The sequence below is a fragment of the Photobacterium sp. NCIMB 13483 genome (assembly GCF_003025475.1).
GTDB lineage: Bacteria > Pseudomonadota > Gammaproteobacteria > Enterobacterales > Vibrionaceae > Photobacterium > Photobacterium piscicola.
In genome coordinates this window covers 16,110-31,107 of record NZ_PYLV01000034.1, presented here as the reverse complement: position 1 = coordinate 31,107, position 14,998 = coordinate 16,110, and the positions used below count along the sequence as shown (strand labels likewise).

Sequence of the window (14,998 nt, the reverse complement as noted above, 5' to 3'; positions counted from 1 at the left end):
GGCATGTATCTGTTCAAGTGCTTGTCTTAAAAACATAAAAAAATCCAAGTGCATTAAATACACTTGGATTTTTACACATCTACAGGATCGTTCAATTGATCATTTTGGGCTTAACTGATCAGCATTACGGCCTTAGCCAGCATTTTATTAGCGAGTAGCGTATCGAATTATAACGCGATAACGTTCGCTGCTTGTAGACCTTTTTGGCCTTGCTCAACGTCAAATGATACTTTCTGACCTTCAGCTAATGTTTTAAAGCCTTCAGAAACGATAGCACGAAAGTGAACGAATACGTCAGCGCCGCCATTGTCTTGAGTAATGAAACCAAAACCTTTCTCTTCGTTAAACCACTTAACAGTACCGATTGTTTTTGATAATGACATTGAATGTCCCTTAATTTGAATCTGAGTAAATTATCGCACACTGCAATAATCTGAAATGATAATATTCATATAAATCACTGTACTACCCTTATACTCATAACCATACCGAATTGTTATGAAGGTGTACCATACTTATATTGTTATTAAATAATGTCATTTGGCGAGATAAGACATTTAATTAAAATCATTTCTTAATTAAATCCCCTGGGGTATTAATAAGAAATGTAGAAATTACCAATTACTTTATTGCTACTATTTGTAATGTTACCTGCCGCTGTTTTTTCACAGTAACTAAATGATATATCAAGATTATCAACATTACCGTTAATAAGAACATGACGCTTTAATACATCACTGTTTAACTGATGGATATTGGCACTCCAAGTGCGTTGGTTTTTTACTAAATTAAAGTTTACTATCATTATTAACCTCTTGATTTTCATTTGTATTTACAGGGTTTTCTTGACGATTCTGTTGGAACCAAAATCGCTTACGGCCTAATGAACGAGACATAAGTATCCTTAGTTTTTTTACTAGCAGAAAAATATTCAGATGATAAAAGGCATCTAACATTATTCATGCTAATTAAGTATTTAAATTTTTATTTATAATAAAGTAACGAAGTAAATATGAACGTAACGACAAATACAGAAGCAGATGTTGGAAGTGTTTTATATTTCGATGATATTGTATAAATAATTTTTAAGTTAAATGGGTGTTATTAAAAGTGACGCAAACGGTACTGCGACCATTTGCGTCGACTTAAAATATTATAAAGCTACAACGTTTGCAGCTTGAAGACCTTTTTGGCCTTGCTCTACTTCAAAAGACACTTTTTGGCCTTCAGCAAGAGTTTTGAAACCTTCAGATGCGATTGCACGGAAGTGAACGAATACGTCAGCGCCGCCATTATCTTGAGTAATGAAGCCGAAACCTTTCTCTTCGTTGAACCACTTAACGATACCAGTAGACATAATGTGTCCCTTAATTTTGATTAAAATTCATAAAAAATTAAACGCGAATAAATCACGATGCGCTGAAAGCTTGAATTATTGAATGTGACGATGAAGCTAAGGGAAACACTAAGGAATGCAACAATAACGAAGATATTCTGAGGGTTTTTCTTTTACTTGATGTTTTCATTAATAACTCTGAACAACAGAGCACCGACATTATTATGTGGTTAGCAATTATTGTAAAGATTTATTTTTTGATAATTATTGAAATAACAATTAACCACATGATATTACTTGGTAAATATTTAATCACTACCAAGCAATATCAATAAAAAAACACCACTTTGGATAAAATTTGAATCTTTTTCAGAACTCAACAGATAACATTGTCGCTTAAAAATTATGCATTTTGACCAGCAACATAACCTGAACTCCATGCCCATTGGAAGTTGTAACCACCCAACCAACCACTAACATCCATCACTTCACCAGCAAAAAACAGCCCTTTAATCCGCTTCGATTCCATGGTTTTTGATGATAATTCATCTGTATCAACGCCACCAAGGGTCACTTCAGCAGTGCGATAGCCTTCGGTGCCATTAGGTGCAATATTCCAGTGATGGAAATAGGTGGCTAACTGCTCAAACTCTTTATGATCAAGCTGCTTTAGCGGTTTATCTATAATGTCGCCACGAGTGATCAATACTTCAATTAAACGCTTAGGCAACAGACGAGATAACGTATTTTTTATACTTTGATTTGGATGCTGATCTCGTAATTGAAGTAACGTTTCAGCCAGATTAAGCGTTGGTAATAAATCAATACTTACCTTTTGTCCTGGCAACCAATACGAAGATATTTGTAGGACCACAGGGCCAGATAAGCCACGGTGAGTAAACAGTAAATTCTCTTTAAAGCTAGTTCCGTCTTCGGTCGTAATCACTGCAGGCACTGCGATACCCGATAGCTCTTCAAAAGCGTCTTTATCTTGCTTATGCAGTGTAAATGGCACTAATCCTGCTGTGGTTGGCACCATTTTTAAACCAAACTGTGCTGCAATTTGATAGCCAAATGGGGTCGCACCTAATTTAGGCATCGACAAGCCCCCTGTCGCCACCACCAGCGATTCACAGCTGATCGTTTCACCGTTAACATTCAAACTAAACCCAGTCTCTAATTGGGTAATAGCACTGATGTCAGTTTGGTAACGTAAACTGATATTAGGCATATCACATTCAGCCACCAACATTTTGACAATGTCTTTTGCGGAATCTAAGCAAAATAATTGCCCATGATCACGCTCTTCATAATCAATTTCATGCTGACAAACTAACCCAATAAAGTCCCATTGGCTGTATTGTGACAATGCTGATTTAACAAAATGGGGATTACGGCAAACATAATTATTAGCAGCAACATCATTATTGGTAAAATTACAGCGACCACCACCTGAAATTAAAATTTTACGACCAGGTTTTTTACCGTGATCTAGCACAAGCACTGAGCGTCCGCGCTTGCCTGCTGTAGCTGCGCACATTAAGCCGGCAGCACCTGCACCAATAATTACTACATCATATTTGTTCGCCATGGATTTCAATCAGCCTTTAATGTCACTAAATAAACGCAAAAAGGATGCTAACAGTTAGCATCCTTTTTCTATTGTTACGGCTATTTTACCTGCCTCTTAGCCCAATACCAACAGCTATCCCACCACAACGATTTATTCGATTAAAATCAAGCTTGTTGATGACAATCTATCGACGTTAATGCCGTCACCGCAGCGGTTGGCATATCTAAGGTCGTGGTTGGGAACGCAAAATCAGCCCCATGAGCATGAACAATCTCAACAATTTTAAGCATCACATCTTGCTGAACCGCTTTGTATTTGACCCAATCAACGGTTTTAGTAAAGGTGTACACCAAAATATTCAGTGACGATGGTCCGTAAGTGTCAAAACTCACAATCAAGGTTTGGCGTGTTTCAATATCGGCATGGTTTTGGAGCATTTTTTTTATATCATCAACCACCAGCCCCACAACCGCCGCATCGCAATAACGTAAACCAACACTTTGTTTAATACGACGGTTCTGCATTCGTGAGGCGTTTTCTACCACTACCGAGCTAAAAACTGAATTAGGGACGTACAACGGCCGTTTATCAAAAGTGCGAATCACCGTCATACGAAACCCTATTCGCTCAATCGTTCCTTCAATTTGGCGATCAGGACTGCGAATCCAATCACCCACTTTAAAGGGACGATCAAAATAAATCATCATGCCACCAAAGAAATTCGCCAATAAATCTTTGGCTGCCATACCGACCACTAAACCACCGACACCACCAAAGGTCAGCAAACCCGACAAACTTAAACCGAAGTTTTGCATCACAATTAAGCTACTCAATACCATTACAATTAAGCGTAATATTTTTGAAATAGCGGTGACGGTAGTAGCATCTCGATGTGGGCGATTATCTAAAATGGTTTGTTCAATATTGGTGATCAATCGCATCAGAATCCAAATAAAGACCCCGACCAATAGTAAGTGGCGTAATAAAGCCAAGAAGCCACTTGAATAAGAAGTGATGTTATCAACCATAATGCCTAATGACATTAACCCAGGCCACACCCAAATACACAATGAAACAGGGGCTCGAACGGCATCAATTAACGCATCATCCCAAATAAAATGGGTTTTACTCGCTATGGTTGCTAATCGACGTGAAAGTAATAACCACCCGCACCATAATAATGTGCTTAACAGCAGCAACAAGCCGATGTTATACATCCAATTAACAGAGGCACCTTTTTCAAGTGATGACCACCAAACGACAAATTGATCCATAGCGACATTGTTCCGATACTAAATAGTAATAAGTGAAGCGACATTGATAAGTTATAACTATATCAAATGAATGATATAACACTGAATAAGGGTATCGCAAAGAAAGTGTCACTAGGAAAGTGACACCTAAGCAGAGAGCGCTCTTTTAAAGCCCGAGAAAGGCCACGGCAAAAATAGCCACAAAAAAGGTAATCATAAAGGTACTCGCCAAGACAAATAATTTACGAACTTTCATGCATTTAGCCATAAATAGCGGATCGTGATGTTTTTTATACTGTTGGCTACGAATGTAATGAAATAAGCGAATTTGTTTACTGACATTACCTTGTGACGAAAAAAAACCACGCCCGTCAACTTGCTGATATAACAACGGATCGCAGTCTCGCATCACGACTAACAAAGAACGTAATGTACTGATATATCGACAAGTGTTAACGGTTGCCACCAAAAAAATCGCAACCAAAAGTGCATCACCACTGATCATAGTTATCCCCTCTTAATGTCACGCACTTATAGGGATAAAAGGGGCGGTATTATCACGCCCCCTGAACCACTTTAAGCTTGTGAGTCCATGACTGATGTTGGTGCTGACTCGCCTTTAGCCATTGCAGCTAAATCTTTATCAATAAAGAATAGCGCTTTACCATCTTCACCAACTAATTCAATTTTATCTAAAATGCCTTTGAATAATTTCTCTTCTTCGTGCTGCTCTGACACATACCACTGTAAGAAATTAAACGTTGAATAATCTTGAGTAGAAAATGCAACGTGAGCTAATTCATTAATTTTTTTTGTGATAAGTTGTTCATGCTCATAAGTTTCACGAAATACATTACCAAGAGAAGCAAACTCATGCTTTGGTGCTTCAATGGTACCTAGAATCGGTAACGCACCGGTTTCACTCACATAAGTAAACAAACGTTGCATATGCTCCATCTCTTCAGCAGCATGCACGCGTAAGAACGCAGCGGCACCTTCAAACCCTTTATCTTCACACCATGCACTCATTTGTAAGTACAAATTTGAAGAAAAGAACTCTAAATTAATTTGCTCGTTAAGATTTTCAACCATTGCCTTGGCTAACATTGCACTACTCCTGTTTGTTTAAGTGTAATCAAGACATTGTCACTGTGCATTGTTAAGAATGCAACAAATGAACAAAACGTCCTCAATAAAGGAACGACTATTAGTATAAACCACTAAAATAACAATAAAAACGGCTCAACGTTTACGAAAAATAATTAACCATTTCGTAATCTATAGATGCGATCTAATCGATATTTTTAAGTGTAGACCAGTGCTAACATAGACCATTATTATATGGTTATGGAAGATAAGTGATGGTTTATAAACATATTATCGCTGCTATCGATCTTTCTGAAGATAGCGTCTATCTCGTCAATAAAGCAGCTAAATTAGCGCAATCATTGAATGCTAAACTATCACTGGTTCACATCGATGTTGATTATGCTGATCTCTACACTGGCTTGATTGATATTAACTTAGCAGAAATGCACGAACGTGCTGAAAGCGATGCTCAAACTCGATTACATGAGCTTGCTAATAATGCGGGTTACCCGGTTGCTCACACCTTAGTGGGTAGCGGTGATTTAAGTGAAGAAATTTGTAGCACTATCAAAGATCTTAACGTTGATTTAGTCATTTGTGGTCATCATCAAGATTTCTGGAGTAAAATTTTATCATCGACTCGTCAACTTATTAGCCGCACTCCGGTTGATTTATTGATCGTACCGCTAAAATAACTCATCATAAATATAGCAGTCGTTGTTATAACGACTGCTACTCGTCGTCACGATAGCATACTGTCATTATCATATTCTTCATCGCACAATTTAGTTACACTGCTGTTATCCCCTCTCAATACACCCAGTTGCAACAATGAAATACTTATCATTAATAACCCTATTATGGGCATTTTCGTTTAGCTTAATTGGCGTTTATCTTGCTGGTCAAGTTGATGCTTGGTTCTCAGTTTTAACCCGCGTTTGTCTCGCTGCACTCGTTTTTATACCGTTTTTACGTACTAAACATCTATACCCAAAGCTTGCCATCAAATTAATGGTCGTCGGCGCGTTTCAACTTGGGCTAATGTATTGCTTTTATTACCAATCGTTCTTGTATTTAACCGTCCCAGAAGTGCTACTGTTTACAATTTTCACCCCCATTTATGTCACTCTGATTTATGACGCATTACATAAACAATTTTCACCATGGTATTTACTGAGTGCGGTGATCGCAGTGATCGGGGCGGCGGTGATTAAATTTGAAGGGATTAACCAACACTTCATTATTGGTTTTTTTATTGTTCAAGGCGCAAACCTGTGCTTTGCGATTGGCCAAGTTGGCTATAAACGCATAATTGAACAAGAACAAACGGATATACCACAACATACCGTGTTTGGCTGGTTTTATTTAGGCGCGGTATGTGTCGCTGTGCCAATGTATTTATTGTTTGGTAATAGTGCCAAATTACCCACAACATCATTACAGTGGGGAATTTTAACCTACCTCGGTGTGATTGCTTCTGGACTGGGATATTTCATTTGGAACAAAGGCGCGACAATGGTCAATGCTGGCGCATTAGCGATCATGAATAATGCTTTAGTGCCTGCCGGTTTAATCGTTAACTTGGTGATTTGGAACCATGATGTCGACTATCCACGACTCATTATTGGTGGCGGGATTATTCTATTATCACTGTGGTTTAATGAAACATGGGTTAAACAAAAAGTTGCCACCCAACGCGCATTAGCTCTCAAAAAATAGTCACAAAAAAGGCGCGATTATCGCGCCTTTCTCATACGATTGATGCGTTAAATAAATGCAAAAGCGTCGGCAAACATATGCTCCCGTAACGCACCTTTTTCTGTACAGAAACGTTCACGCGCGGCACCTGCCATTTCAAAACGACCACACACATAAATATCATAGGCAGATAAGCTTACAAAATCGTCGGCAACTGCATCCAATACATTACCAATTTTACCCTGCCAACCTTCAGGCGCTGTTTCTACAACAGGTACATAGCTAATATTGGCATATTGCTTTGCCAGTGCTTGCATTTCATCATTAGCATACAGCTGACACACATCACGCCCCCCCCAATAAACAAAGATTGGCTGAGTTAAACCACGGCTAATACAGTTATCCACCATACTGCGAATATAAGAAAAACCAGTGCCACCTGCGATCATCAACAATGGACGTTGACTTTCATGACGTAACCAAGCTTCGCCATGCGCTGCTTCAATCGTCACAGGTTGGTGAGCAGTTAATGCATTCTTCATCGTCTCAACCACTTCTAGTGCATAAGCATTATGTTCAGCAGCACCAATATGAAGCTCAAGCTCACCTTGACGACAAGGGCTACTAGCAATCGAGAACGGGCGTTTATCTTGTTCTCCCATTACTGCTAATAAGTATTGCCCTGCTTTGAAATCGAGGGCTTGTAATGGCGTTAATAAAATACGGTATGTATTACATGCCAACGGTTCAACTGACTTTACTTCACATTGGATAGACATGGTTTTCCTCTAGTCTAACGATAACACCAAGTCGCTTTCCACTCTCGCAAGACAAGCAAAGATCCAGCCTTGTGCCTGCTCTTGTGGCGTTAACATCGGCTCAAGCTCATAGCTTATTTGACCTTGTTGTTTACGACACATACACATAGCACAAGCACCCACTTGGCAGCGATTAGGAAAAGCGATGCCTGCGTTGAGCGCTGCTTGTAATACGGTTTGCTGCGCATCGGCAGTAAACGTAATGTTATTGGGCAACAGGCGTACTTGGTACATAAAAAATTCTCAATTCAATGACAGGTATTATCATTGAAACATAAAAACATCAGGCGCCTGATTGTTACTCAAGCCCATTGTTAGCGGTTAGTTATTGATCGCTAATTGCGCCCACATTGCATCGACTTGTGCCACAATTTGAGGATCCTTAATAATCGGAGTACCCCATTCTCGTTGGGTTTCAGCGCCAATTTTATTGGTAGCATCAAAACCGATCTTTGAACAACGCTCTGTGGTCGCAGCAGTTAATACCGTATCACGACTTGGATCCATACGGGTTGTAACCGCCCAAATAACATCATTCCAATCGCGCACATTGACATCACCATCACAGATAATCACAAATTTAGCATCGGTGAATTGATTCAAAAAGGCCGAGACTGCGCTCATAACCTGTAGACCTTCACCCACAACGGTTTTATTAATACTCACGATTGCCATGCTGTGATCAGCCGCTTGTGGCGGTAAATAACAATCGATGATCGCAGGAAATTGCTGACGTAAGGCGAGTAATCCAGCCTCAATATCATACTCAGCAGACTTTAATCTGACCGATGTTGCTGCGGTATTCGCTAACTCTGCAGGCCATTTAATGGTGGCATCAATCCCCATTTTTGAGCCTAAGCCCACCACTGGCGACGCAAAATCCAATGAATCAATTGGCGTATTATCAATCAGTAATGTATCTCGAACCGGATCCATACGCATGGTCATCGCATTGATCACACTCTGCCAATCGCGCGCATTAACATCATCATCACACACAATCACAAATTTAGTGTACATAAACTGACGTAAAAACGACCACACTCCCATCATCACTCGTTTAGCGTGGCCAGGGTATTGCTTCTTCATTGTCACCACCGCCATGCGATAAGAACACCCTTCTGGCGGCAAATAGAAATCAACAATCTCAGGAAATTGTTTATGCAAAATAGGCACAAACACTTCGTTTAATGCTACGCCAAGCACTGCAGGTTCATCCGGTGGACGACCGGTATAAGTACTGTGATAAATCGGATCGTTACGCATCGTAATATGAGTAATAGTGAACACATGGTGGCGCTCAACCTCATTGTAATAACCGGTATGATCGCCATAAGGTCCTTCATCGGCATATTCTTCAGGGTCGATATAGCCTTCCATCACGATTTCTGCACTGGCAGGTACTTGTAGATCATTACTGATACTTTTAACCACCTCAGTGCGACTACCGCGCAATAAACCGGCAAATGCGTACTCAGACAATGTATCAGGCACGGGCGTTACAGCCCCTAATACCGTGGCGGGATCAGCCCCAAAAGCAACCGTTACTGGAAATTTCTCACCAGGATGGGCTTCACACCATTCACGCATGTCTAACGCGCCACCACGGTGAGCGAGCCAGCGCATAATCACTTTATTTTTGGCAATTTTTTGTTGGCGATAAATGCCTAAATTTTGGCGTTTTTTATTCGGGCCACGAGTAATGGTTAAACCCCATGTCAGCAACGGTGCAACATCACCAGCCCAGCAACTCATGACGGGGATTTTATCGAGATCAACCTCGTCACCTTGCCAAATAATTTGTTGGCAAGGCGCTTTACGAAGTACTTTGGTCGGCATATTAAGCACTTGCTTAAATACCGGAATTTTATTGATTGCATCCCGCAAGCCATGCGGTGGCTCAGGTTCTTTTAAATACGCCAGCCATTCTCCAACTTCGCGTAATTGCTTAACATTGTCACGCCCCATTCCCATTGCAACGCGTTCAGGCGTACCAAACAAGTTTGCCAGTACCGGCATGTCGTAACCTACAGGATTTTCAAACAACAATGCCGGACCACCAGCACGCAGAGTACGATCGCAAATCTCCGTCATTTCCTGATTAGGATCGACAGGATGTTGAATGCGTTGTAATTGCCCTTGTTGCTCTAAATAGGCAATAAAGTCACGTAGATCCTTGTATTTCATAGCGACTACCTGTAGCTAAACTAAGTCAAATGGACATTACTGCCATTGACCTAATGAGAATGATTTTTGCTAGTATAACCAGTTGTGCAGCGGAAAACACCCGCCGCTCCAAAAAAGAAAATACCCGTTTAAATTCTGTGGGTTAACCAAAACAAGCTAACCTTATGGTTTGAATTTTAGCCAAAAAAAAACGCCACATGAAAGTGACGTTTTTAATTCAATAACCGCTTAAATTACTTATGATTTTTGACGGCGCATTGCGTCAAAGAACTCTTCATTTGTTTTGGTCATTGATAGTTTGTCGATCAAGAATTCCATACTATCTGTTTCACTCATTGGGTGAACAATTTTACGCAGGATCCACATTTTCTGTAGTTCATCAGCTTTCGCCAATAGTTCTTCACGACGGGTACCTGAACGATTGATATCAATCGCAGGGAAAACACGTTTCTCAGCAATCTTGCGAGAAAGGTGAAGTTCCATGTTACCTGTACCTTTAAATTCTTCGTAAATAACTTCATCCATCTTAGAACCAGTATCGACTAGCGCTGTTGCGATGATAGTTAAGCTACCGCCTTCTTCTACGTTACGTGCCGCACCAAAGAAACGCTTAGGACGGTGAAGGGCGTTGGCATCTACACCACCAGTTAATACTTTACCTGAAGAAGGTATAACGGTGTTGTAAGCACGTGCTAGACGTGTAATTGAGTCAAGAAGGATAACCACATCTTTCTTATGCTCAACTAAGCGTTTTGCTTTTTCAATAACCATTTCTGCCACTTGTACGTGACGAGATGCTGGTTCATCAAATGTTGATGCAATAACTTCGCCTTTAACAAGACGTTGCATCTCAGTTACTTCTTCCGGACGCTCATCAATTAGTAATACCATCAACACACACTCAGGGTGGTTGTAAGAAATACTTTGAGCGATATTTTGCAGCAACATTGTTTTACCCGCTTTTGGCGGAGCAACAATCAGGCCTCGTTGGCCTTTACCGATAGGAGAAGCTAAATCTAGAACACGCGCTGTAATATCTTCTGTTGAGCCATTACCACGTTCCATACGCATACGATCGTTGGCATGAAGTGGAGTAAGGTTTTCAAAAAGGATTTTATTGCGGGCGTTGTCTGGTTTGTCGTAGTTTACTTCGTTTACTTTTAGTAGTGCGAAGTAACGTTCACCGTCTTTTGGTGGACGAATCTTTCCGGCAATGGTATCGCCAGTACGAAGGTTAAAACGACGAATTTGGCTTGGTGATACATAAATATCATCAGGGCCTGCAAGGTAAGAACTGTCTGCGCTACGCAGAAAGCCGAAGCCGTCTTGCAAAATCTCTAGAACACCGTCGCCAAAAATATCCTCACCACTTTTAGCATGTTGCTTAAGAATGGAGAAGATGATGTCCTGCTTACGTAGGCGGGCCAGGTTTTCCAATCCTAAACTTTCGCTAAGTGATACCAACTTAGGGATAGGTTGGCTCTTGAGTTCTGTAAGATTCATAGTGGTGGGTTTCTTGTCTGTCAAAATCGGGGTTCTATATTAGTTGAGATAAGGATGACCAATAGGGCCTGGTCAAGAAATGAACGGAAATGTAATTTCTGTGCGTTACGTTAACACTAAACGTTCTATCAGTCTAGCATAGTCGCTAGACAAACCATGCACAACTTAGAAATTGTGCATGGCTCGCAATTATGTCACTTATAAGTTCGCGTCTAGGAACTCTTTCAGCTGCGTTTTTGACAACGCGCCGACTTTAGTTGCAGCTACTGCACCATCTTTGAACAGTAATAACGTTGGAATACCGCGAATACCAAATTTTGGCGGTGTCGCCGCATTTTGGTCGATATTTAATTTACCAATCGTTAATTTACCTTCGTATTCATCAGCGATTTCGTCAAGAATAGGGGCAATCATTTTACAAGGTCCACACCATTCAGCCCAGAAATCAACCAGTACCGGACCCGCAGCATTGACAACATCAGTATCAAAACTTTCATCGGTAAGCTGCACAATCTTATCGCTCATCTTCCACTCCAACAGTGATTTTGTTAGCTGATATTGAATTAACCAGCAAATCGTTATCCTATTTGAATGGAATACGTTTCGTATTGCAACCCTAAGCTGATATTCTATAGCAATGAAGACGACACATATCACAGAGCAGAAATTTGCCGAACTAGGGTTAAACCCCCTAGTACTAAAAGGATTGGAAGAGAAAGGGTTTCATAATTGTACCCCGATCCAGGCCTTGGCATTGCCAGTTGTGCTCACTGGCCATGATATCGCGGGACAGGCTCAAACAGGTACGGGTAAGACCCTTGCCTTTCTGACCGCTACTTTTAACCATCTATTGGAGACACCTGCACCAGCAGAGCGTAAAACCAACCAACCGCGAGCGATCATTATGGCGCCAACGCGAGAGTTGGCGATCCAAATTTTCAATGATGCTTCATCGTTACTAGCAAGTACTGGCCTTAAAGCTGGCCTTGCTTACGGTGGTGAACCTTATGAAAAACAAAAACAAGTGTTTGACGAAGGCGTTGATATTTTAATCGGTACTTGCGGCCGTATTATCGACTTCTATAAGCAACGCGTTATCGACCTTGCCAGCATTCAAGTGGTGGTATTGGATGAAGCCGATCGTATGTTCGATTTAGGTTTTATTAAAGATATCCGTTTCTTGTTCCGTCGTATGCCAGAGCCGAAAGCGCGTTTAAACATGCTGTTCTCAGCAACGTTATCATACCGTGTTAAAGAACTTGCATTTGAGCACATGAACAGCCCAGAAAGTGTTGTGGTTGAACCTGAACAAAAAACAGGTCACCGCATTAAAGAAGAGTTATTCTATCCATCAAACCAAGAAAAAATGCGTTTATTACAAACGTTAATTGAAGAAGAATGGCCTGATCGTGCGATTATTTTCGCCAACACTAAGCATCGTTGTGAAGATGTTTGGGGACATTTAGCGGCTGATGGTCATCGAGTAGGTCTACTTAATGGTGATGTACCACAGAAAAAACGTGAGCGTATTCTAGAAGAATTCACCAAAGGTGATATTGATATCCTCGTTGCAACGGATGTCGCTGCTCGTGGTCTACATATTCCGATGGTTACCCACGTATTTAACTTTGATCTTCCTGATGACGCAGAAGACTATGTTCACCGTATTGGTCGTACAGGTCGAGCGGGTGAAAGTGGTCATTCAATCAGCTTTGCCTGTGAAGAATACGCGATTAACCTACCTGCGATTGAGACTTACATTGAGCATGGTATTCCACAATCAAAGTATGACTCTGACGCGCTTTTAGATGATTTACCTGCGCCGATTCGTCTACAACGTACACCTCGTCAAGGTGGCCGTCGTAATAACCAGCGTCAAGGTCAAGGGCAACCTCGTCAGCGTAATAATCGCCGCCGTCCGCCACAAAACAAACCAGCATAAAATAAGTTAAAGTATCTCTATGGAAAGAAATTCAGTATCACCGCTTTATGCAGCAATTGATTTAGGCTCGAACAGCTTTCATATGTGGGTTGTTCGCGAAGTCAATGGCAGTGTTCAAACACTGGCTAAAATTAAACGAAAAGTACGTTTAGCTGCAGGTTTGAATAATCAAAACGAACTCAGCCAAGAAGCCATTCAACGGGGTCTTGACTGTTTGGCCATTTTTGCCGAACGTTTACAGGATATCAAACCTGATCATATTCGCATTGTCGGCACTGCCGCCTTGCGTACAGCGGTCAATGCTAACGAATTTCTTTCCCAAGCTCACAGTATACTTGGGTATCCTGTCAGTGTGATTACTGGTGAAGAAGAAGCTCGTATTATCTATCAAGGGGTAGCACATACCTCTGGAGGCAGCGATAAACGCCTGGTGGTCGATATTGGCGGAGCCAGTACCGAAGTCATTATTGGTGAAGGTTTTGATGCCAGTGCACTCACAAGCTTAAAAATTGGTTGTGTTACTTGGCTAGAGCGCTACTTTAAAGATCGCTACCTAACCTCAGTTAACTTTGATGCTGCCATTAACGGCGCAAAAGAAGCGATTGAAACCATTATTGAGCGTTACACTCACCAAGGTTGGGAAACCTGTGTTGGCGCGAGTGGTACAGTGCAAGCACTGCAAGAAATAATGCTAGCACAAGGCATGGATGAAATTATTACCCTGCCTAAGCTGAAACGCCTTCAGCGCCAAGCAATGCAATATGAACGTTTAGAAGACCTTGATATTGAAGGTTTAACATTAGAACGCGCACTGGTTTTTCCAAGTGGACTATCAATCCTAATTGCGCTATTTGAATCATTACAAATTGAATCAATGACCCTTGCTGGCGGTGCGCTACGTGAAGGATTGGTTTATGAAATGATGGATCAAATGCGTCACCATGATGTGTGCTCACGTACAATTAGTAGCATGCAGCAACGGTTTCAATTAGATCATACCCATGCTGATAATGTTAGTAATATGGCATTGGCGTTATTAGCTCAATGTCCTGGCTGGCAATTAGAGCCACCTGCTGAAAATTTACTTCAGGCAGCGGCTAAATTACATGAGATTGGCGCAAGCATTGAATTTAAAAAAAGTGGGGACCATGCGGCTTACTTAATTAAGCACATGGATTTACCTGGCTTTACTCGTGCCCAAAAAAATCTCATAGCTGAACTATTGCGCCGCCATAACGGTCCATTAACCAGCTTACCAGAGCAACATGCGTTATCGGCACCCAGTGCAGCCCGTTTGCTACGCTTACTACGACTAGCGATTATTTTATGCCATCGCCGCGATCAAACTTGTTTACCTCCCTTTAGCTTACGCATGGAAGATAACAAATTGACGTTATTATTATCGGCGAAATGGTTAATCAATAATCCCTTAACCCGTAGTGAACTAACCCAAGAAGCCACCCGCCAAACTGATATGGGCTGGCCAATGGTGGTAACGGCGCAAGACTAATAACACCTAATAATTAAGTTAAGTGGACCATCCTCTTAACGCTATGATCAAAAAAGGCTCCCCAAGGAGCCTTTTTTATTAGCTATCGC

16 protein-coding genes are annotated in these 14,998 nt (G+C 41.1%); 4 read left to right on the top strand and 12 right to left on the bottom strand.

The features are described from left to right. Positions 1–167: 167 nt before the first annotated feature. From C9I86_RS18660 to ftnA, 7 genes are all read right to left on the bottom strand, one after another. The gene (locus tag C9I86_RS18660; protein WP_080159262.1) at positions 168–383 is read right to left on the bottom strand and encodes a cold-shock protein; all 216 of its coding nucleotides are present in this window, start codon (positions 381–383) and stop codon (positions 168–170) included. A gap of 212 nt (positions 384–595) precedes the next feature. Then, the gene (locus tag C9I86_RS18655) at positions 596–805 is read right to left on the bottom strand and encodes a hypothetical protein (protein ID WP_080159263.1); all 210 of its coding nucleotides are present in this window, start codon (positions 803–805) and stop codon (positions 596–598) included. 348 nt (positions 806–1,153) lie between these two features. Next, positions 1,154–1,357, bottom strand: coding sequence for a cold-shock protein (locus C9I86_RS18650; RefSeq protein ID WP_005372118.1), 204 nt, complete (start codon positions 1,355–1,357; stop codon positions 1,154–1,156). Positions 1,358–1,739: 382 nt separating this feature from the next. Continuing rightward, a complete protein-coding gene (locus tag C9I86_RS18645; protein ID WP_080159264.1) occupies positions 1,740–2,927 on the bottom strand; it encodes an NAD(P)/FAD-dependent oxidoreductase in 1,188 nt (395 codons plus the stop codon). A gap of 146 nt (positions 2,928–3,073) precedes the next feature. After that, a complete protein-coding gene (locus tag C9I86_RS18640) occupies positions 3,074–4,183 on the bottom strand; it encodes a mechanosensitive ion channel family protein (RefSeq protein ID WP_080159265.1) in 1,110 nt (369 codons plus the stop codon). Between the two features lie 145 nt (positions 4,184–4,328). After that, complete coding sequence (gene uspB, locus C9I86_RS18635) at positions 4,329–4,667, bottom strand: universal stress protein UspB (RefSeq protein ID WP_199190817.1); 339 nt, start codon at positions 4,665–4,667, stop codon at positions 4,329–4,331. Positions 4,668–4,738: 71 nt separating this feature from the next. After that, complete coding sequence (gene ftnA / locus C9I86_RS18630) at positions 4,739–5,269, bottom strand: non-heme ferritin (protein ID WP_080159266.1); 531 nt, start codon at positions 5,267–5,269, stop codon at positions 4,739–4,741. A gap of 254 nt (positions 5,270–5,523) precedes the next feature. Here ftnA and C9I86_RS18625 point away from each other — a divergent pair, with 254 nt between their 5' ends. Both C9I86_RS18625 and C9I86_RS18620 read left to right on the top strand, forming a co-directional pair. Then, positions 5,524–5,946, top strand: coding sequence for a universal stress protein (locus C9I86_RS18625; protein ID WP_080159267.1), 423 nt, complete (start codon positions 5,524–5,526; stop codon positions 5,944–5,946). Positions 5,947–6,082: 136 nt separating this feature from the next. Further along, positions 6,083–6,970 (top strand): carboxylate/amino acid/amine transporter, encoded by an 888-nt coding sequence (locus C9I86_RS18620; RefSeq protein ID WP_107277160.1) that lies wholly within the window; start codon positions 6,083–6,085, stop codon positions 6,968–6,970. A 47-nt stretch (positions 6,971–7,017) separates the two neighbouring features. Here the strand turns inward: C9I86_RS18620 and fre are convergent, their stop codons facing one another. From fre to trxA, 5 genes are all read right to left on the bottom strand, one after another. Continuing rightward, positions 7,018–7,728 carry an NAD(P)H-flavin reductase gene (gene fre, locus C9I86_RS18615; protein ID WP_080159269.1) on the bottom strand — a complete coding sequence of 237 codons (711 nt, stop codon included), beginning with the start codon at positions 7,726–7,728 and terminating at the stop codon, positions 7,018–7,020. Positions 7,729–7,737: 9 nt separating this feature from the next. After that, positions 7,738–8,001 carry a 2Fe-2S iron-sulfur cluster-binding protein gene (locus C9I86_RS18610; protein WP_080159270.1) on the bottom strand — a complete coding sequence of 88 codons (264 nt, stop codon included), beginning with the start codon at positions 7,999–8,001 and terminating at the stop codon, positions 7,738–7,740. 87 nt (positions 8,002–8,088) lie between these two features. Beyond that, positions 8,089–9,954, bottom strand: coding sequence for a 4-hydroxy-3-polyprenylbenzoate decarboxylase (gene ubiD / locus C9I86_RS18605; RefSeq protein WP_107277159.1), 1,866 nt, complete (start codon positions 9,952–9,954; stop codon positions 8,089–8,091). 237 nt (positions 9,955–10,191) lie between these two features. Beyond that, positions 10,192–11,457, bottom strand: coding sequence for a transcription termination factor Rho (rho, locus tag C9I86_RS18600; RefSeq protein ID WP_080159272.1), 1,266 nt, complete (start codon positions 11,455–11,457; stop codon positions 10,192–10,194). 198 nt (positions 11,458–11,655) lie between these two features. Beyond that, on the bottom strand, positions 11,656–11,982 hold the full coding sequence (gene trxA, locus C9I86_RS18595) for a thioredoxin TrxA (protein WP_036789189.1): 327 nt from the start codon (positions 11,980–11,982) through the stop codon (positions 11,656–11,658). Positions 11,983–12,094: 112 nt separating this feature from the next. Here trxA and rhlB point away from each other — a divergent pair, with 112 nt between their 5' ends. Next, a complete protein-coding gene (rhlB, locus tag C9I86_RS18590) occupies positions 12,095–13,399 on the top strand; it encodes an ATP-dependent RNA helicase RhlB (protein ID WP_080159273.1) in 1,305 nt (434 codons plus the stop codon). A 19-nt stretch (positions 13,400–13,418) separates the two neighbouring features. Further along, positions 13,419–14,909, top strand: coding sequence for a guanosine-5'-triphosphate,3'-diphosphate diphosphatase (gene gppA / locus C9I86_RS18585; protein WP_107277158.1), 1,491 nt, complete (start codon positions 13,419–13,421; stop codon positions 14,907–14,909). Positions 14,910–14,998: the final 89 nt, after the last annotated feature.